Genomic DNA, 17,772 nt, shown 5'->3' with positions numbered 1-17,772 from the left:
CCGGATCATGGCTGCCATGTCTGCCAACGTTGAGGACAGGCCCGAGGGCGCACACGAGGACGCACAGGACGAGCGCACCGCGGCCGGGACGGCCGTCCCGGGGAGGGCCCGCACGGGGACGGCCGTCGCGGAGCCGGACCCGGCGGCGATCGAGGCGGCGAGGACGGACCCGGCGGCCCCTGCGCGGGCCGGGGCCCTCCCGCCCGAGAGCGCGCTGCCCTTCCGGCTGGCCCTGGACGACGGCGACTCCCCCGCGGACGTCGTCGACGCCCTCTTCCTCGGCCGCTTCGCGACGGGATGGCAGCCCTACTCGCACAGTTCGTCGATAGACCGCGTCAAGGCCGGCCTCACGCTGCTGCCGGCCGGCGCCACCGTGCTGCGGCACGCCCGTGACGACGACCGCAGCGTGACCCTCGCCGAGGGCGACGGCTGGACCATGCTCATCTCCCGCTGGAGCCGGGGTGCGGACGTGACGGTCACCGCCGTCACCTCCGAACTGGCGCAGGACATCCACAAGCTGGCGACGGACGGCGCGCAGGACGACCCGGAGCCCCAGCCGGAGAACGTGACGATGGGGTTCTGGTACGTCTCGCCCCGGCGCGGCCCGCACCGCACGACCCGTCAGATCAGTGCGGGCACCTGGGAGGAGGTGCGGGGCAACTACACCGCTCCGGTCGCCGACGCCATGGACGGCCTGATGAAGGTCACGCCGGACGACATCGCGGGCCGGCTCCTGCTGCTGCACGGACCGCCCGGCACGGGGAAGACCTCGGCGCTGCGCACGCTCGCCCGCTCCTGGCGGGACTGGTGCCAGGTGGACTGCGTCCTCGACCCCGAGCGGCTGTTCAACGATGTCGGCTATCTGATGGACATCGCGATCGGCGAGGACGACGCGGGCGGCGGCCGCTGGCGGCTGCTGCTCCTGGAGGACTGCGACGAACTCATCAGGGGCGAGGCCAAGCACGCGGCTGGCCAGGCGCTCTCACGCCTGCTGAACCTGACGGACGGACTGCTCGGCCAGGGCAGGAACGTTCTGGTGGGCGTCACCACCAACGAGAACCTGGAGCGCCTGCACCCGGCCGTGGTGCGCCCGGGCCGCTGCCTGGCCCGTATCGAGGTGGGCGGCCTGACCCGGGCCGAGTCCCTCGCCTGGCTCCAGCGGGACGCCGCGCCGTGGGAGGGCACGGTGGCACGCGACGGCGCGACCCTGGCCGAGCTGTACGCGATGCGCCGGGGACGCGTACGGGTCCCCCTCGCACCGGCGCCCCGCGCGGAGGAGGCCGGGCTGTACCTGTGACGGGCCCGCGGGCCGCCGGGGCTTCCGTGCTCCCGGCGGGCGGCGGACGCCGCCGGGCCTACTCCCGCTGCCCGTAAGCCGCCCGCAGCGCCTCGTCCGACGCCTCGCGCGCCTCGTCCTCACTCAGGCCCAGGCGGCGTGCCCGCCGCGCGAAGGCGGCGGCGGCCCCGGCGGCCTCGTGGGCCGCCGCGTCCCCGGCCGCCGCGACGAACGTGCCGTTGCGGCCGCGCGTCTCGATCACCCCGTCCGTCTCCAGCACGCGGTAGGCCTTCGCCACGGTGTTCGCGGCGATGCCGAGATCGGACGCGAGGCCCCGCACGGTGGGCAGTTTGTAGCCGACCGGCAGCGCCCCCTCCCTGACACGGTCCGCGATCTGGGACCTGAGCTGTTCGTACGGCGCGTCCACGCCCGCGGGGTCGATCTCGATCTGCAAGGTCACGCCTTCGATTGTCCTCCCCCGACAGCTCCCGGAAAAAATGGCGCGCGTCCACGCCGCCCCCGCGCGTACGGTCACCCGTCATGGCCGTGATCGTGCGAGATTTCCGCCCCGACGACCCCGAGGACGCCGCGGGCGTCGTGCGCGCCAGGCTCGCCGCCCTGCCGCACCTGCTGCTCACCGAGGAGTCCGTGCGCCACCGCGCGGTGAAGGCGCACCCGGACGAACGCTTCCGGATTCTCGTGGCCGAGGAGGACGGCCGCCTCGCCGGCGCCGCCGAGGTGCTGCTGTTCCACGACAGCCCCGTGCCGGGCCAGGCTTCGGCCAACCCCCAAGTGCATCCGGCCCACCGGGGCCGGGGCGTGGGCACGCTGCTGCTGCGCGGCGCCGAGGAACACCTCGTCGCGGCGGGCGCCACCGAGGTGTTCTCGTGGGTGCTCGACGAGCCGGAGCACCGCGCCTTCGCCGCCCGGCACGGCTACCGCCCCGGCAGGGCGGCGCACTTCCAGCACCTCGACCTGACCACGGCCGAACTGCCGCCGCCGGGACCGCTCCCGGCCGGCGTCCGGCTGCGGACGTTCGCCGACTACGCGGACGACCCGCGTCCGCTGTTCGCGGCGGACGCCGAGGTCACGGCCGACGAACCCGGCGACGTCACCCAGCAACTGGCCGACTTCGGTGACTGGTCCACCTCCACCTGGCACGACCCCCGGCTCGACCACGCCCTGACGTCCGTGGTCGAGGTCGACGGGCGGGTCGCCGCCTTCTCCCTCGCGCACACCGACGGCCGTACCCGCTACTGGTCGGGCATGACCGGCACCCGCAGGGCCTTTCGGGGCCGGGGGTTCGCGAGGCTCGCCAAGACGGACTCGCTGCGCAGGGCGCGTGCGGCGGGCATCACCGAGGCGCACACCGAGAACGACGCGGACAACGCCCCGATGCTCGCCATCAACCGGCGCCTGGGCTACCGGATCTCCGGGACGGAGGTCCGGCACGTGAGGACCCTCGGCTGAGCGGCCGCGCCGCCTCGCCACCTCATCTCGCCCCGGTCCCCGGGAGGGTCACGGCACGGCTCGCCCCGCCCGGCATCCGGGCGATCCCGTCGCCGTCCTCGTGCCAGTGCAGGACGAAGTGCCCGCCCGCCCGGTACGCCTCCAGCCCGGCGGCGCAGTAGGCGACCATGTCGTCCGGCAGCGCGGCGAGCGGGTGCCAGGACAGGCCCGAGCACTTGTCCGGCTCCCGGTTGTACGGCTCGGTGTCCGGCCGCGCCCCCGCGCCGTACTCCGCCTCGAAGAACCAGCCGATGCGGGGCTGTCCGCCGGGCCCCCGGTGCTGCATGACGAGCGCCACCCGGACGTCCTCGGGCCCGAGGCGCACGCCGGTCTCCTCGTACGCCTCGCGCAGCAGCGCCGCGCGTACGTCCTCCCCGTCCTCCACATGGCCGGAGGGCGCGTGCAGCAGCCCGTCGGCGTACCCCGTGCCCTGGCGGCGGGCGAGGAGCACCTCGTCACCCCTGCGCAGGATCAGATGCACGTCGACGATCTCCGTGTGGCGTCCCGCGGAGGCCGCGCCGCCCAGGACCGCGTACCGGTCGTCGTCCACCCGCTTGCCCCACAGGGCGTGCTCGCCGGCGAGCGGGATGTGCCGCACCCGCTCCACCAGGGGCGTGAGCGCCGCGACGATCCGCTCGTGAGGCAGGCCCGCGTCCCCCCACACGCCCTCCACCAGCACCAGCCGCCCGCCGGGCCGCAGCAGCGAGACCCAGTGCCGCAGCGCGGCCTCGGGCTCGGGCAGTGCCCAGAGCACGTGCCGGACCAGCACCACGTCGAAGGCACGGTCCGGCACCGGCGGCGCCACCGCGTCCCCCACCAGGACCCGCGCGTCCGTGCCCGCGAGCTTGGCCCGCGCCCGCTCGGCCATGCGCGGCGACAGGTCGACGGCCGTGACGTGGTGGCCACGCTCGGCGGCGAGCAGCGCGAGCGAGCCCGTGCCGCACCCGAGGTCGAGCACCTCGCAGGGCCGGCCCGGCAGCCACTCGGCGAGCTTCGCGGCCCAGGCGGCCCGCACCTCGGGTGGGAGCAGCCCGTGGTCGGGTTCCCGGTCGAAGGTGTCGGCCTCAGCGTCCCAGTCGATCGTCATGCACCGATTGTGCGGGCCGCCACTGACAATCAGCCGGGGCCGACCGGCTTGCGGTAGTACAGCCGGTCGTACGGCCCGTCCACGCGGCGCCCGATGAGGGCGTAGCCGATCCGCTCGTACAGTGCCTGGTTCTCCCACATCAGCGCGTGGGTGTACAACCGCACCTCGGGCAGGCCGAGTTCGCGGGCCCGCCGCTCGGCGAACCCCAGGAGCGCCCGCCCGGTGCCGGTGCCCTGCGCGTCGGGGCGGACGGCGATCGAGGCGAGGAGGAGATACCCGGCCTCCTCGACGAGCACGACGACTCCGGCCGGGGGCCGCCCCGTCACGTACACCCGGCGGGCGGCCACGTCGGCCGCGTGGTCGGCCTCCATCGGCGCCGGGGTCAGCCCGATGCGGTCGATGTAGTGGCGGTAGGCGGCGTCGGTGACGGCGGCGACGCACGGCACGTCACCGGCGACGGCCGCGCGGACCTGGTGGTCGCGGTTCTCCATACGGGCACGGTACGTCCGCCCCCGCGGCCGCGCGGCCCCGGTCCGCAAGGGCTCCCGCCGGTGCGGGCCCGGTCAGGCCGCCAGTGCTCCGGGGCCGATCGCGGATGGGCCGAAGCGGGCGCGGACGCGGTCCGCGGTCTCCTCCAGACGACGGGAGCGGTCGTCCGCCGGGTCGAAGGTGAGCTGGTGGGTGACCAGGTCCGCCTCGACCAGGGCCTCCGCGCGCAGCGAGAACGCCCGTACCCGGGCGCGTTGCAGGCCGAGCGCGTCGAGCATCCGGTACGCGACGGCGGTGAGCGCCGGCGAGTGGGCGCTCGCCTCGGACAGGGTCCGGGTGCGGACGGTGGCCGAGCCGTCCGCGTACCGCACCACCAGTGTCAGCGAGCGGCACGCCCGGTCGCTCCCACGCAGCCGGACGCCCAGCTCCCCGGCCGCCGACAGCAGAGCGCGGCGGTGCGTTTCGTGGTCCAACTCGTCGTGCGCGAAGGCACGTTCGGCCGCGATGCTCTGGGTGCCCGCGTCCGGGGCCACGGTGGTGCGGTCGATGCCGTGCGCCTTCTCGTACACCTCGCGCCCGGTCCGTACGCCGAGGAGCCGCTGGAGGGTGGCCAGGGGGACGCCCGCCGCCTTCCCCACGGTGCCGAGTCCGTACGCGCGCAGGGTGCGCGCCGTCGCGGCGCCGACGCCGGGCAGCGCGCCGACCGGTTTCGGCGCGAGGAACGCGGCGGGTTCGCGCGGATCGTCCGCCACCGTCACCGTCGCGCCGTACGCGGCCGTTCGTGCGGCCATCCGCGCGAGCAGCGGGCTCGCGGCCACGCCGAGGGCGCATTCGGCGCCCGCGTACGCGAGCGCGCGCACCCGCAGCACCGAGGCGAGACCCGCCGCGTCCTGGGCGAAGTACCGCTCGGCGCCCGCCACATCGATCAGCGCGGTGTCCGGCGGGAGTGCCTGGACCACCGGGCTGAGGTTCCGCGCCACGTCGAGCAGGCCGGGCAGCGCCGCGCCGTCGCGCAGCCGTACGCAGATGATCATCCCGCACTCCCCGGGCTCGCATGCCACAACTTCCGTCCCGTGCCCTGCCCTTCGCCCGCCGGGCGGAGGTCGGACCAGGGGTTCATCTCGTAGCCGGTGGGCAGGTGGATGCGGCGGCCGGACCCGGAAGCGCCGTCCGGGGCGCCGCCGCCCGCCGCACCGCCTCCGTCCGCTCCGCCCTCGCCGTTGTCCGTACCGGTGCCGCTGCCCCGGGCGGGCGCGGCCAGCGCGGCGGCGACCGCCTCCAGGCCCTCCCGCTGCCGGAGTTCCACCAGTTCCGCGAGGTTCCAGGCCCGCGCGCCCACCACGCTCAGGCTGCGCGGCCCGCGCCGCTGCACCACCCCGCGCACCAGCAGCAGCCAGGAGTGGAAGACGGTGTACGCGCACGCGTCGTGCGAGTCGTCGAAGAAGGCCAGGTCCACCAGGCCGCTGCCGTCGTCCAGCGTGGTGAAGATGACCCGCTTGCCGGACCGGATCGGCGGGGTCTGGGTGGCCACCTTGGCACCCGCGACCAGCACCGTCGCGCCGTGCGGCACGTCCCGCAGCCGTTTCGCCCCGTACACGCCGAGTTCGGCGAGGAAGGCCTGGTGGTCGTCCATCAGGTTCCTGGACGCGTCCATGGACAGCACACCGAGTTCGGCGCTCAGCCGCTCCGTGTCGTCCAGGTCGGGCAGCCCGACCGCCGCGGTCTCGCGCCCTTCGCCCAGCGGCAGTTGGGCTCCGGAGCCGCCCCTGCGCGTGCCCCTCCCGCGCTGTGCCGTGCCCAGTTCGGACAGGTGCAGCAGCAGGTCCCGGCGGTTCGCGCCGAACGCGTCCAGCGCGCCGACCTGTGCGAGCCGGTCGGCCACCGGCCTGCCCGGGCGGGCGCGCTGGACGAAGTCGAGCAGCGAGGTGTACGGCTGCCCCGCCTCGATCCGCGCGCTCTCCGCCTCGCTGATGCCGTGGACGTCCGAGAGCGCGAGCCGCAGCCCCCAACGCCCCACGGCGGGCCCACTCTCAGACACCAGTTCGATTTTATGAGTGACCGTCGACCGGTTCACGTCGAGCGGCAGCACCGGCACCCCGCGCCGGCGCGCGTCGGCGAGCAGCAGCCGCTTCGGGTACATCCCCGGGTCGTGGGTGAGCAGCCCCGCGTAGAAGGCGGCCGGGTGATGGGCCTTCAGCCAGGCCGACTGGTACGTCGGCACGGCGAACGCGACGGCGTGCGCCTTGCAGAAGCCGTACGAGCCGAACGCCTCGACGATCTCCCAGGCGCGCGCGGCGGTCTCGGGACCGTACCCCTTCTCCCGGGTGGCCCCTTCGAACCAGGCACGGATCCTGTCCTGCGACTCGGGATCGGACAGGCCGCGCCGGATCCGGTCGGCCTCCTCCCGGCCGCAACCGGTCATGATGTCCAGCATCTTGATGATCTGCTCGTGGAAGACGACCACCCCGTAGGTCTCCTCCAGCGCGCCCGCCAGGTCGTCGTGCGGATAGCGGACGGGCGCCCTGCCGTGCCGCGCCTCGATGAAGGGCCGCACCATGTCGGCGGCGACGGGCCCCGGCCGGAACAGCGAGATGTCCACGACCAGGTCGTGGAAGGTGGCGGGCTGGAGCCTGCCGACCAGGTCGCGCTGGCCGGGCGACTCGATCTGGAAGCAGCCGAGCGTCTCGGCGGAGCGGATCAGCCGGTACGTCTCGGGGTCGCCCTCCGGCACCTGCGCCGGGTCGTCGAGGTCCAGTTCCTCGCCGGTGGCGCGGGCGATCTCGGCGACGGCGTGCGCCATCGCGGACTGCATCCGCACGCCCAGCACGTCCAGTTTGAGCAGGCCCAGGTCCTCGACGTCCTCCTTGTCGAACTGGGACATCGGGAAGTTCTCGCCACTGGTCGGCACGACCGGGGTGCGGCGCAGCAGCGAGGCGTCGGAGAGCAGCACACCGCAGGGGTGCATGGCGATGCCGCGCGGCAGCGCGTCCAGCGCCTCCACCAGGTCCCAGAACCTGCCGTAACGTTTCTGCCCTGTCGCCAGGTCTGCCAGTTCCGGCAGTTCCGCCAGCGCGGCCCGGGCGTCCCTGGCCCGGATGTGCGGGAACGCCTTGGCGATCCGGTCGATCTCGGCCGGGTTCATGGACAGCGCGGCGCCCACGTCCCGTACGGCGTGCCGGACCCGGTACGTCTCCGGCATCGCGACCGCCGCGACCCGCTCGGGGCCGAACCGGTCGAGGATCGCGCGGTAGACCTCCAGGCGGCGCGCGGACTCCACGTCGATGTCGATGTCGGGCAGTCCGGGCCGCCGGCTGGAGAGGAACCGCTCCATCAGCAGGCCGTGCTCGACCGGGTCGGCGGGCGCGACCCCCAGCAGGTGGTTGACCAGCGACCCGGCGCCCGAGCCGCGGGCGGCGACCCGGATCCCCATCTTCTTGATGTCGTCGCTCACCCCGGCGACCGTGAGGAAGTACGAGGCGAAGCCGAAGGAGTCGATCGTGCGCAGCTCGGCGTCCAGCCGCTGCCAGTAGTCCCGGTGATCGGGCCGCAGGTCGTAACCGCGCGCGACCATCCCGGCCGCCGCGCGCGAGCGCAGCACCCGGGCGGCGGTGCGGCGGTCGGCGCCGACCAGGCGGGGCTCGGGGAAGTGCACGTTGTGCGCGCCGAACCCCTTCGCCATGTCGATGACACCGATGTCGCCCGCGGGATCGACCCGGCAGGCGTCCGCGGTCAGCCCGGTCAGCGCGAGCAGCCGGTGCGCGGTGTCCCGTCCCAGCCCCGCGGCCTCGGCGACCAGGTCTGCGGTACGGGCCATCGCCGCCGCGTCCTTCAGCCACCGCTCCCCCGTGTCGAGGCCGCCCCTCGGGTCGACGGGCACGAGGCGGCGGGCCGCGTCGAGCACGTCGGCGACCGGGCCGAGGCCGGGGTCCGCGTACCGCACGGCGTTGCCGAGCACCGCGGGTACGCCCTGCTCGACGGCGAAGCCGAGCGTACGGGCGGCGTGGCGCAGCGAGCCGGGGCCCGTACCGGTACGGCCGTGGTGTACGACCTCCAGGCGCAGGCCGTCGCCGTACGCCTCGCGCCAGGGCGCGAGCAGCAGGGCGGCGCGGTCCTGGCGGCCCGCCGCGAGGGCGCGGCCGACCTCGGAGTCCGGGCCGAGCAGGACAGTGAGGGCCTCGCCGTGGTTGTCGTCCCAGCCGAGGACCGGGCCGGCCGCCCCGGTGGCGTGCGCGGTGGACACGAGCCGGCACAGGTCGGCCCAGCCGGCCGCGCCGTCGCGGGCGAGGAAGACGGCGCGCGGCGCGGACTCGTCGACGAAGGCTCCGCCGCGCACAGGGGTGGCGCGGCGGCGCGGCGCGAGGGCGCCCTCGCTCCCGGGCCCGCCGTCCGGGGCGAAGGACCGCACCGCGAGATCCACGCCGAACAGCGGTCGCACCCCGTGCGTCCCGCACGCCTTGGCGAACCTGACGGTGCCCGCGAGGGTGTCGCGGTCGGTCAGGGCCAGCGCGCCGAGGCCCCGCTCAGCGGCGCGCGCGGCGAGCGCCGCCGGGTGGGAGGCGCCGTAGCGCACGGAGTACCCGGAGGCGGTGTGCAGATGCGTGAACGTCGGCACACCCACCTCCTGAACCGTCCGGAAATCGCCCCCACGGGTTCCACCATAACCAGTTTCGAACGCTCGTGCGAATGATGATCGAAGCGCCGGGACCTGCCCCGCCCGCGGCGTCCGACGGCCCCCGCCATCCGGCACCGCACACCCGCCCGGCGCCTCGCCCCGCCCCTTTCGGCCAGCCATTCGGCCCTCCCCACCTGGGGCGACGGTCCGGCCGGGCGGACGGTGGAGCCATGGCTTTCGTGGACGAGGTCAAAACGGCCGTCACACCGCGCGCGGCACTGCTGGTGCTCGGCGTCCTGGTACTGCAGCTCCTCTTCATCGCGTCGTACGTCGGCGCGCTGCACCATCCGGAGCCCACGGACGTGAAAGTGGCGGTGGTGGCGCCCGGGGACGCCGCGGAGCAGGTGGCGTCGCAGCTTCGGCAGCTCCCCGGCGGCCCGCTGTCCCCCCGGGTCCTGCCCGACGAGGCGGCGGCGCGGCGGCAGATGCTGGACCGGGACGTCGACGCCGCGCTGATCGTCGACCCGAGCGCCGCGTCGGACACGCTGCTGATCGCGTCGGGACAGGGGTCGACCGAGACCAGCGCGCTGCTGAACGTCTTCGGCCAGATCGAACAACAGCAGCAGCGCACCCTGAAGCCCGAGGACGTCGCGCCCGCGTCCGTCCAGGACGCGGACGGCCTGTCGTCCTTCTACCTGGTCGTCGGCTGGTGCGTCGGCGGCTACCTCTGCGCCGCGATCCTCGCGATCAGCGCGGGCGCCCGGCCCGCCAACCGCAGCAGGGCGGTGATCCGGCTCGCCACGACGGCGGTGTACGCGATCGCCGGCGGCATCCTCGGCGCGGTGATCACGGGTCCGGTCCTCGGCGCGCTGCCCGGCAGCGTGTGGGCCCTGTGGGGGCTCGGGGCGCTCACCGTCTTCGCGGTGGGCGCGGCGACGCTGGCGCTCCAGACGCTCTTCGGCGTGGTCGGCATCGGCATCGCGATCCTGCTGATCGTGATCGGCGGCAACCCGAGCGCGGGCGGCGCGTTCCCGCTGCCGCTGCTGCCCGACTTCTGGCGGGCGATCGGCCCGGCGCTCCCAGTGGGCGCGGGCACCTGGGTGGCCCGCTCGATCGCGTACTTCCGGGGCAACGCGGTGACCGGTCCGCTGCTGGTGCTGTCCGCGTGGGCGGTCGGCGGCGTCCTGGTGACGCTCGTCGCGACGGCCCTGCTCCGCGGCCGCCGGGCCGCGGAGCCCCCCGCTCCGCGGCCGGCGACGGCCCCGCCGGCGTCCTGAGAGCGCCGGGGCCACGCCCGCCGGACCCGTCGCCACCCGCCGGGACCCGGTTGCCGCGGATACCGGCGGGCGGACCCCGTTGCCGGGGATACCGGCGGGCGGTGCGATCAGCACATCGTGTAGTCGGCCTTGGTGGAGTTGTAGGAGCAGGTGTCTACCTTCGCGCCCGTGGACTTCTTCAGCGTCGCCGTGTCCTTGTCGTTGTTCCACACGTACGCGGCCCGCCCCTGGTAGCGGTTGGCCGTCGTGTTCGTGCCCTTGCCCGTGTGCACGGTGACCGTCTTGCCCTTGCCGAGCGTGTACGTGCCGAACGTGTACGTGTGCCGCGACGCGTCGGTCAGCGTCCACCCCTTGAGGCTGACCCCCTTCGACGTGGTGTTGCGGATCTGCACGTACTCCGCGTTGAGGCTGGTGTTCGCGCCGCGGTCCGTGCCGGGGCTGTCGTAGTAGATCTTGTACAGGTGCACGGAACCGGAAGCCGCCTGCGCCTGCGCGGGCAGCAGCGCCATCCCGGCCACTACGGCCGCGACAGCCGCTCCGGCGGCGGACAGAGTACGGATACGGAACATTCGGGGACCCCCCACGGGTAAGTCCGGACACCTTCGGCGCGCCCGGCGGAAAAGCAGATTAAGTGCACATCACTCCTCACCGGGTGCGGGGTTACAGAATCAGGACATTCACTCCCGACAGCGCGCCCGGCTCCCCGGGCCCCGGCCACCGCGGCTCCACGCCCGCGCCCGCCCGGCCCCTGCGGCCGGCGACCCGACACGCCGTCACCAGGGAAGCGCCATGGTCGCCCGGCGGGACCAACACCGCCCCGCGGCCGAGCGGAGGCGGGCAGCCCAGGCCGGACGGCGGCAGGGATCACGGTGGCGGGACCGGCACGCCGCAGGGCCGGGCCGGGGACGCCGTGTCCCCCGCCCGGCCCTGCGGCACGGATACGTCCGTCAGCCGATCTGCGCGCCGAACGCCGTCAGCGCCGCCGGCACCGGCTGGAAGAACGTCTGACCGCCCGCCGTGCAGTCGCCGCTGCCGCCGGACGTCAGCCCGATCGCGGTGCTGCCGGAGAACAGCGACCCGCCGCTGTCGCCCGGTTCGGCGCAGACGTCCGTCTGGATCAGCCCGTTCACGACGTCGCCGTCGCCGTAGTTGACCGTGGCGTCGAGCCCCGTGACCGTGCCGTCGTGGACGTGCGTGGTGGAGCCGCTGCGCGTCACGTTCATCCCGACCGTCGCCGCACCGGCCCCCGTGATCTTCTGGGTGCCGCCGTTGTACAGGTCGACCTCGCTCGGGTGGGCGGTGCCGGAGGAGGCGTACTTCACCAGGCCGTAGTCGTGCCCGGGGAAGTCCGAGCCCGCGTTCGAGCCGAGGGCGTTGCCCTGCCCGTCCGTCCAGTCGCTGATGGCCTGCGTGCAGTGACCGGCCGTCAGGAAGTACGGCTGGCCGTCCTTGACCACGTTGAAGCCCAGCGAGCAGCGGCCGCCCGACCCCTCGATGGCGTCGCCGCCCGCGATGAACGGCTTGAACTGCCCGGTGGACCGTTTCAGCTCGGCCTTGCCGCCGAGGTTCTTCACCGCGGTGTCCAGCTTGGCGAGGGCGTCGCCCTTGACCGTGCGGTCGGCCGTGACGACCACCTTGTCGCTCACCGGGTCGATCGCCCAGGACGTGCCGGCCACGGAGGACGCCGCGCCGGACAGCGCCCTCGTCGCGCCGCGCAGCTCGCTCAGCGAGTTCGCGACGACCTTGGCCCTGCCGCCCGCGCGCCGCACGGCGTCCGCCGCGTCACCGCTCAGGACGTTCACCACGAGCGCCTTCGTCCTCGCGTCGTAGTACGAGCCCGCCGCGTTGTCCGAGCCGAGGTCCTTGCCGAGCGACGAGGAGAGCTTTCCGGCCGCGAGTGGGGACAGCGACTTCACCGTGAACTGGGGTGTTCCCTCGCTCGCGTTCGCAGTCTGAAAGGTGATGCCCGCCATCACCAGAGCGGCGGCGGCGCCTCCCGCGACCGCCGCGCGCTTTCCGGATATCCGCCGGTGCTGACCGTTCTTCATGGACAGGCCTCCTGTGGGGGACCGCACCGGGCGCATGTGGGGTGCTCCGGTACGGAGGATGTGGCCGCCCACTATGGCGAAACCCGCGAGTAGCACACAACCCCCGGTCGAGGACGGGCCTGTGGTACCGACCACACCCCGACCGCACCGGCGGCGCGCCGCGCGCGCCCCGAACCGGGCAGTGGCGATTCCGGTTCGCGAACACTCCGGGCGATCCGAGGAGTCGCCCCGCACCCGGCGAGCGGCCTTCCGGAAACCGCCTCTGTCTCCGCTCGCGCCCGCCCGTGGCCCGCCGTACCGGGGCTCCGCCCGCGGGCCGCCGCGCGCTTCCGGTTCGGGCCCCGGGAGGCGGGCCCGTCGGCCCGGGACGTGGCGCGACCACCGACACCGGATGGCCGTGCGGCCGCCGGGCTCCCTCCGCAGGACGCGCGGGGGCGGTCACGGGCGGGTGGCGTCCCGTCCGCCGCCCGAAGCCCCGGAGCGCGCGCCGCGCCGCCCGGAGCGAGCCCGCCGCCCGGAGCCCACCGACCCGAGCCGGCCGACCGGGCCAGCGGACCCGGGCCCACCGCCCGGCGCCCCCTGCCGCCGCGCGTCAGCAGCCGCAGTCGCAGTCGCAGCCGTCACATCCGTCGCAGCCGTCACAGTTCGAGCAGCACTGGCAGCACTGGAGGCAGTCGCCGCATCCGGAGCAGTCGCCGTCGGAGCAGTCGCAGTTGCCCACGTCCCGGCACAGGCCCTCCTGCCTCTCTCCCGACCAGGGCCCCTCGAACTCCTTCGCGCAGCATGTCCTGCAGGTGCAGCACAGCCCCGCGGCCACCGCGCACCCCGCCAAGAACCCCCGCTTGCCCGGCTTGTGCGGCCCCTCGGGCTCCCCGGGACCGCCCGGCGCCCCGGGACCCTCCGGGACCCGTGGCGCCGCCGGGTCGTACGGGACCCGCGGATCGTGCGGCGCTTTCGGGTCCGCCGCGCCCACCGGCGAAGGGCCGTGCGTACAGCCCGCCGTGCCGAACGCCCGGTCCACCGCCACCCGTGACTCGTGCGCCAGCAGTGCGTGCGCCAGCCGCCCGTCCGCGAAGTCCACGTCCCGCAGGGCCAGCCGGATGCCGTGCACCGCGTCGTCGGCGAGCCGCCGCGCCTCGGCGCGCGAGGTGCCGGTCGCGGTGAGCGGGTTCCAGGCTCCCGACGCGGCGTCAGAAGCCTGGTCCTCCACGGCGTCCAGCAGGTGGGCGAGGCGTCCGAACAGCCGGCCCGCCTCCGCGAGCGGTTCCCGGTTGCCCGGCCGCCCGGCGAGCACCGCCGTGTGCGCGAAGGCGGCTGCCGTCGCGGTCGCGGCCGGCTCCGTCACCGCCAGGAGAGCGGTGGTGCCCGAACCGGCCACCACCGCCGCCTCGATGTCCGCCTGCCGGGCGGCGGCCCCGGCCAGGACGGCCGTGTCGAAGCCGAGTTCGGCGCCGGTACGGGCGCCCGCCCGGTCCCAGCCGGCCGCCACCCGGCGGGCCGCCGCGGCCACCGGCCGGCGCCGCAGCGCCCCGTCCCCGTCGTCGGCGTGGTCGCGTATCTTCGCCGACGCCAGGACGAGCGAGACGGCGGCGGCGAGCCGCGCGCCCTCGCCCCGGGCGACCGGCGCGGTGCGCATTCCGCGCAGCGGGCAGGGGCCCGCCGTGCGGCGGCCGTCCGGCAGGCGCGATGTCTGTGCCTCCGTCAGAACCGAGACGATCAGGCCGTCGTAGTTGGTGACGACCCTCGACAGCTGGCCGTGGTCCGCGCGAAGTGCCAGGCAGAGCCCGCACAGATGTGCCATCCACTCGGTCCTGAGGCTTTCGGTGAGCCGATGGGCGCACGGTCTGATGATTCCGAACACGGCTGTCTCCCCCATGAGTACGTCCTGCGGTGCGCCCCGCATGGTAGCCACGGCCAGGTCACCCGTACGCCCGATAGATCACCCATCTGGTCTGAAATTCATATTTCGTGCTGATTCATCCATCCCGACGGGGAAGAACGCTGACGAACCGCCATATCCTGTGTGCCAGTAGCGTCACGAATCATCTGCACGGCGGCTATCCCCTTGGCGTGGAATCCGCATGATGGACGACCATAGAGGGGATGCGGAACCACAAGTGACCGCGGTGAAAGGAGGCGTCCATGGGATCGGTGCGCAAGGCGAGCGCCTGGCTGGGCCTCGTCGAGGACAATGACGAGCGGTACTACGACGACGAGTACTCCGAGGGTGTCGAGACCGGGAGCGGCGACGCCTGGAAGACCGACCTCCGTCTCCAGGGCTCCGCGGAGACCACCGAGGGCCAGGACCGCAGAATCGCCACCGTGTCCCCCGACAGCTTCCGGGACGCGCGCGGCATCGGCGAACTCTTCCGGGACGGCATCCCGGTCATCGTGAACCTCACGGCGATGGAGTCCTCCGACGCCAAGCGCGTGGTGGACTTCGCGGCGGGACTGATCTTCGGACTGCGCGGCTCGATCGACCGCGTCGCCAACCGCGTCTTCCTGCTGACCCCCGCCCACACCGAGATCGTCACCGGCGACGGCAACGGCCGCGGCCAGGACGGTTTCTTCAACCAGAGCTGAGCAGGGCCGCTCACCGAAGCCGCCGCAGGCGCGAGCAGTGTCGCGCCCGCCGTCGGGACCGCCGTTCGACCGGGCACGGGCGAGACAGCCCGCCGCCGCCCGGCCCAGCGCGAGTCAGCGGAAGGCGTCGAGACCGGTGAGCGCCTTGCCCAGCACCAACTGGTGCATCTCCACCGTCCCCTCGTACGTGAGCACGGACTCCAGGTTCGTGGCGTGGCGCATCACCGGGTACTCCAGCGAGATCCCGTTGGCGCCGAGGACGGTCCTGGCGGTGCGGCAGATCTCGATCGCCTCCCGCACGTTGTTCAGCTTCCCGAAACTGACCTGCTCGGGGCGGAGCGTCCCGGCGTCCATCCGCCGCCCCAGGTGATGCGCGAGCAGGATGCCCTTGTGCAGTTCGAGCGCCATGTCGGCGAGCTTGGCCTGGGTGAGCTGGAAGCCCCCGATGGGCCTGCCGAACTGCTCGCGCTCGCGGGAGTAGCCGAGCGCACTCTCGAAGCAGGCGCGCGCCGCGCCCATCGCGCCCCACACGATCCCGTAACGCGCCTGGTTCAGGCAGCTCAGCGGTCCGCCAAGGCCCCGCGCCTCGGGCAGCACCGCGTCCGCGGGCAGCCGTACGCCGTCGAGGACCAGCTCGCTGGTGACCGAGGCGCGCAGCGACCACTTGTGCTTGATCTCCGGCGCGGAGAATCCCGGCGTGTCCGTGGGCACCACGAAGCCCCGCACCCCCTCCTCGGTCCCGGCCCACACCACGGCGACCCCGGCGACGCTCCCGTTGGTGATCCACATCTTGCGCCCGTCGAGCACCCAGTCCCCGCCGTCGCGCCGCGCCCTGGTGCGCATCCCGGACGGGTCGGAGCCGTGGTCGGGTTCCGTCAGGCCGAAGCAGCCGATCGTCTCGCCGGCCGCCATCGACGGCAGCCAGCGCTGCTTGTGCTCCTCGGATCCGAAGCGGTGGATCGCGTACATCGCGAGCGACCCCTGCACGGAGACGAGGGAGCGGATACCGGAGTCGGCCGCCTCGAACTCCAGGCAGGCGAGCCCGTACTGCACCGCGCTGGCGCCGGCGCAGCCGTACCCCTGGAGATGCATGCCGAGGGCGCCGAGCCCGCCGAGCTCGCGGGCCAGCTCCCGCACGCCGGGCAGTTCGCCGCGTTCGTACCAGTCGGCGATCTCCGGCAGGATCCGGTCGGCCGACCAGGCCCGTACGGTGTCGCGGACCGCCAGGTCCTCGGGCCCGAGCAGGTCGTCGATGCCGAGGGGATCGCCCGGGTCGAAGGGCGGACGCTTCGCGGCGGACGGCTTGGACATGGGATTACCTCCGACGGCACCTGAAAACTAGCAGTGGTAGTTACGGCGGGGCCGACGTTACGGGTCCGGGCGTCCGGCCGTCCAGATCCACCCCCGTTCACCGGGGACTCAGCGGTCCGCCCCGTCCCGTTCACACCACGGGCCACCGGTCTTCGAGCGGCCGGGAAATTCCGCGCGACGCCCCGGTGAACGAATTCCCGTCGGAGCGCGCAATCGACTTCGCACGGCGTGTCGAATAAAAAAGAACAAGATCACCTGGATTTCGGGAACCGCTCCGGATAAACCGTGATCTGAGACATACTCCACATCACATCGTCATCACAAAGAGACCGGAACGACCTGCCCACTCACTCACTCGCTGTAACGTCGATTGGGTGCGTACCGACATCTTTGCCCGCCTCGACCGGGAGCCGGAGCCACCGAAGATAGAGACCCCGCGGATGAGCTCCACCCGCACGGCCCTCTTCGGCGGGACGTTGGCGATCTACGTCGTCATCGTCGCGGCCGTGCTCACCAACTCCTGGCTGGTGGCTCTGGACTGGAAGACGATGCTCTTCCGGCCCTACCAGCAGTGGCCCGGGCTGCACGCGTTCCTGGACTACTTCGTGGTCCTCGGGCAGCGGGGCCCCACCGCCGTGATGATCGCCGCCTGGCTCGGCTGGCGGTCCTGGCGGCAGCACACGCTCCGGCCGCTGCTGGTCCTCGGCACCTCGCTGCTGCTCCTGAACATCACCGTCGGCGCGGTGAAGCTGGGGCTGGGCAGGCAGGGCCCGCACTACGCGACGCAGATCGGGTCTCCCGAACTCTTCTCCGGCGGCGACATATTCCCCTCGGGTCACACCGCCAACGCGGTCGTGACCTGGGGCATCCTCGCCTACCTCGCCACCACCCCGCGCACCCGCCGCTACCTCTCCCTGGGCTCGTCCGCCCTCTCGCTCGGCGTCGGCGCGACCACGGTCTACCTCGGTACGCACTGGGTCAGCGACGTCGTGCTCGGCTGGGTCGCCGGCCTGCTGATCCTGCTGGCGATGCCCTGGTTCGAGCCGATGATCGGCCGCGCGGAGCTCATCATCTTCGGCGTACGGGACCGCCTGCGCGCCTACCGCAGGGCGGCGGTGCGCAAGCCGGGAGCGCCCGGCGACGTCCGCCCGCAACCGCCCAGGCGGCCCGCGAGCGGCGAGGAGGAGCAGCCTCGCAAGGCGGTCGGCGCGGGACGCGCGGGACGCGGGCCGGTGGCCGGCGGCTCCGGTTCCCCCGCGCGCCCCTCGGGCGCCACCGGCACGGGAGCGCTCGCGCAGTCCAGGCCGCACCACCCGACGGCCCGCTCCGACCATTCGCCGATCACCCCGTCGGGCAGCCGCAGACCCCCGCAGTCCCGGCAGGTCACGGGCGGCTGATCCGTCCGGGGACGGCAGCGGGGCCCGGCGGTCCCGGCGAGAGGTACCCCGACGGTCCGGGCGGGCACCCCACGGCGGACACCGGACGGCGGCACAGGCAGGAACGGCGCGTGGCGCGGAGCGATCCGCGGCACGCGCCGTTTCGCGTGCGGCCCGTGGCCGCCGCAACGGGCACGGGGCCAC

General features: G+C 74.0%; 14 protein-coding genes. 5 read left to right on the top strand and 9 right to left on the bottom strand.

Features of this window, described 5'->3' with window-relative positions; translation table 11 throughout:
- Positions 1-16: 16 nt before the first annotated feature.
- On the top strand, positions 17-1,297 hold the full coding sequence (locus tag OG310_RS27625; RefSeq protein ID WP_329458562.1) for a DUF5925 domain-containing protein: 1,281 nt from the start codon (positions 17-19) through the stop codon (positions 1,295-1,297).
- A 58-nt stretch (positions 1,298-1,355) separates the two neighbouring features.
- Here OG310_RS27625 and OG310_RS27620 read toward each other — a convergent pair whose 3' ends face one another.
- Positions 1,356-1,736, bottom strand: a complete 381-nt coding sequence (locus OG310_RS27620) for a GntR family transcriptional regulator (RefSeq protein ID WP_443078741.1) — start codon at positions 1,734-1,736, stop codon at positions 1,356-1,358.
- A gap of 80 nt (positions 1,737-1,816) precedes the next feature.
- Between OG310_RS27620 and OG310_RS27615 the strand changes: the two genes are divergently transcribed.
- Positions 1,817-2,746, top strand: coding sequence for a GNAT family N-acetyltransferase (locus OG310_RS27615; RefSeq protein WP_329458561.1), 930 nt, complete (start codon positions 1,817-1,819; stop codon positions 2,744-2,746).
- Positions 2,747-2,768: 22 nt separating this feature from the next.
- Here OG310_RS27615 and OG310_RS27610 read toward each other — a convergent pair whose 3' ends face one another.
- The 4 genes from OG310_RS27610 to OG310_RS27595 form a co-directional block, all read right to left on the bottom strand.
- Positions 2,769-3,872 carry a methyltransferase domain-containing protein gene (locus OG310_RS27610; protein ID WP_329458560.1) on the bottom strand — a complete coding sequence of 368 codons (1,104 nt, stop codon included), beginning with the start codon at positions 3,870-3,872 and terminating at the stop codon, positions 2,769-2,771.
- A gap of 29 nt (positions 3,873-3,901) precedes the next feature.
- Positions 3,902-4,363, bottom strand: coding sequence for a GNAT family N-acetyltransferase (locus OG310_RS27605; RefSeq protein ID WP_329458559.1), 462 nt, complete (start codon positions 4,361-4,363; stop codon positions 3,902-3,904).
- A 72-nt stretch (positions 4,364-4,435) separates the two neighbouring features.
- Positions 4,436-5,395, bottom strand: a complete 960-nt coding sequence (locus tag OG310_RS27600) for a DNA polymerase Y family protein (RefSeq protein ID WP_329458558.1) — start codon at positions 5,393-5,395, stop codon at positions 4,436-4,438.
- Complete coding sequence (locus OG310_RS27595) at positions 5,392-8,973, bottom strand: DNA polymerase III subunit alpha (RefSeq protein WP_329458557.1); 3,582 nt, start codon at positions 8,971-8,973, stop codon at positions 5,392-5,394. Before OG310_RS27595 ends, OG310_RS27600 begins: the two co-directional genes overlap by 4 nt.
- A gap of 230 nt (positions 8,974-9,203) precedes the next feature.
- Between OG310_RS27595 and OG310_RS27590 the strand changes: the two genes are divergently transcribed.
- Complete coding sequence (locus OG310_RS27590) at positions 9,204-10,250, top strand: DUF3533 domain-containing protein (protein WP_329458556.1); 1,047 nt, start codon at positions 9,204-9,206, stop codon at positions 10,248-10,250.
- Between the two features lie 107 nt (positions 10,251-10,357).
- Here OG310_RS27590 and OG310_RS27585 read toward each other — a convergent pair whose 3' ends face one another.
- The 3 genes from OG310_RS27585 to OG310_RS27575 all read right to left on the bottom strand — a co-directional run bounded on the left by OG310_RS27585 (position 10,358) and on the right by OG310_RS27575 (position 14,159).
- Entirely contained in the window at positions 10,358-10,819 is a 462-nt protein-coding gene (locus tag OG310_RS27585) for a lamin tail domain-containing protein (RefSeq protein WP_329458555.1), read from the bottom strand.
- Positions 10,820-11,197: 378 nt separating this feature from the next.
- The gene (locus tag OG310_RS27580) at positions 11,198-12,298 is read right to left on the bottom strand and encodes a S1 family peptidase (protein ID WP_329458554.1); all 1,101 of its coding nucleotides are present in this window, start codon (positions 12,296-12,298) and stop codon (positions 11,198-11,200) included.
- A gap of 592 nt (positions 12,299-12,890) precedes the next feature.
- Positions 12,891-14,159, bottom strand: coding sequence for a DUF5685 family protein (locus tag OG310_RS27575; RefSeq protein WP_329460416.1), 1,269 nt, complete (start codon positions 14,157-14,159; stop codon positions 12,891-12,893).
- Between the two features lie 281 nt (positions 14,160-14,440).
- Here OG310_RS27575 and OG310_RS27570 point away from each other — a divergent pair, with 281 nt between their 5' ends.
- Positions 14,441-14,881, top strand: a complete 441-nt coding sequence (locus tag OG310_RS27570) for a cell division protein SepF (RefSeq protein ID WP_329458553.1) — start codon at positions 14,441-14,443, stop codon at positions 14,879-14,881.
- A gap of 114 nt (positions 14,882-14,995) precedes the next feature.
- Here OG310_RS27570 and OG310_RS27565 read toward each other — a convergent pair whose 3' ends face one another.
- Complete coding sequence (locus OG310_RS27565; RefSeq protein ID WP_329458552.1) at positions 14,996-16,192, bottom strand: acyl-CoA dehydrogenase family protein; 1,197 nt, start codon at positions 16,190-16,192, stop codon at positions 14,996-14,998.
- Between the two features lie 374 nt (positions 16,193-16,566).
- Here OG310_RS27565 and OG310_RS27560 point away from each other — a divergent pair, with 374 nt between their 5' ends.
- Positions 16,567-17,589, top strand: a complete 1,023-nt coding sequence (locus OG310_RS27560; protein ID WP_329458551.1) for a phosphatase PAP2 family protein — start codon at positions 16,567-16,569, stop codon at positions 17,587-17,589.
- Positions 17,590-17,772: the final 183 nt, after the last annotated feature.

Source organism: Streptomyces sp. NBC_01497, assembly GCF_036250695.1.
Lineage (GTDB): Bacteria > Actinomycetota > Actinomycetes > Streptomycetales > Streptomycetaceae > Streptomyces.
Note: the sequence above shows the minus strand (reverse complement) of the source record. Positions and strands in the feature narration are given on the sequence as shown.

Coding starts and splice junctions, on each gene's coding strand:
- OG310_RS27570 (WP_329458553.1), top strand. CDS start 14,441: ATGGGATCGGTGCGCAAGGCGAGCGCCTGGCTGGGCCTCGTCGAGGAC.
- OG310_RS27590 (WP_329458556.1), top strand. CDS start 9,204: ATGGCTTTCGTGGACGAGGTCAAAACGGCCGTCACACCGCGCGCGGCA.
- OG310_RS27565 (WP_329458552.1), bottom strand. CDS start 16,192: ATGTCCAAGCCGTCCGCCGCGAAGCGTCCGCCCTTCGACCCGGGCGAT.
- OG310_RS27610 (WP_329458560.1), bottom strand. CDS start 3,872: ATGACGATCGACTGGGACGCTGAGGCCGACACCTTCGACCGGGAACCC.
- OG310_RS27605 (WP_329458559.1), bottom strand. CDS start 4,363: ATGGAGAACCGCGACCACCAGGTCCGCGCGGCCGTCGCCGGTGACGTG.
- OG310_RS27600 (WP_329458558.1), bottom strand. CDS start 5,395: ATGATCATCTGCGTACGGCTGCGCGACGGCGCGGCGCTGCCCGGCCTG.
- OG310_RS27585 (WP_329458555.1), bottom strand. CDS start 10,819: ATGTTCCGTATCCGTACTCTGTCCGCCGCCGGAGCGGCTGTCGCGGCC.
- OG310_RS27580 (WP_329458554.1), bottom strand. CDS start 12,298: ATGAAGAACGGTCAGCACCGGCGGATATCCGGAAAGCGCGCGGCGGTC.
- OG310_RS27625 (WP_329458562.1), top strand. CDS start 17: ATGTCTGCCAACGTTGAGGACAGGCCCGAGGGCGCACACGAGGACGCA.
- OG310_RS27615 (WP_329458561.1), top strand. CDS start 1,817: ATGGCCGTGATCGTGCGAGATTTCCGCCCCGACGACCCCGAGGACGCC.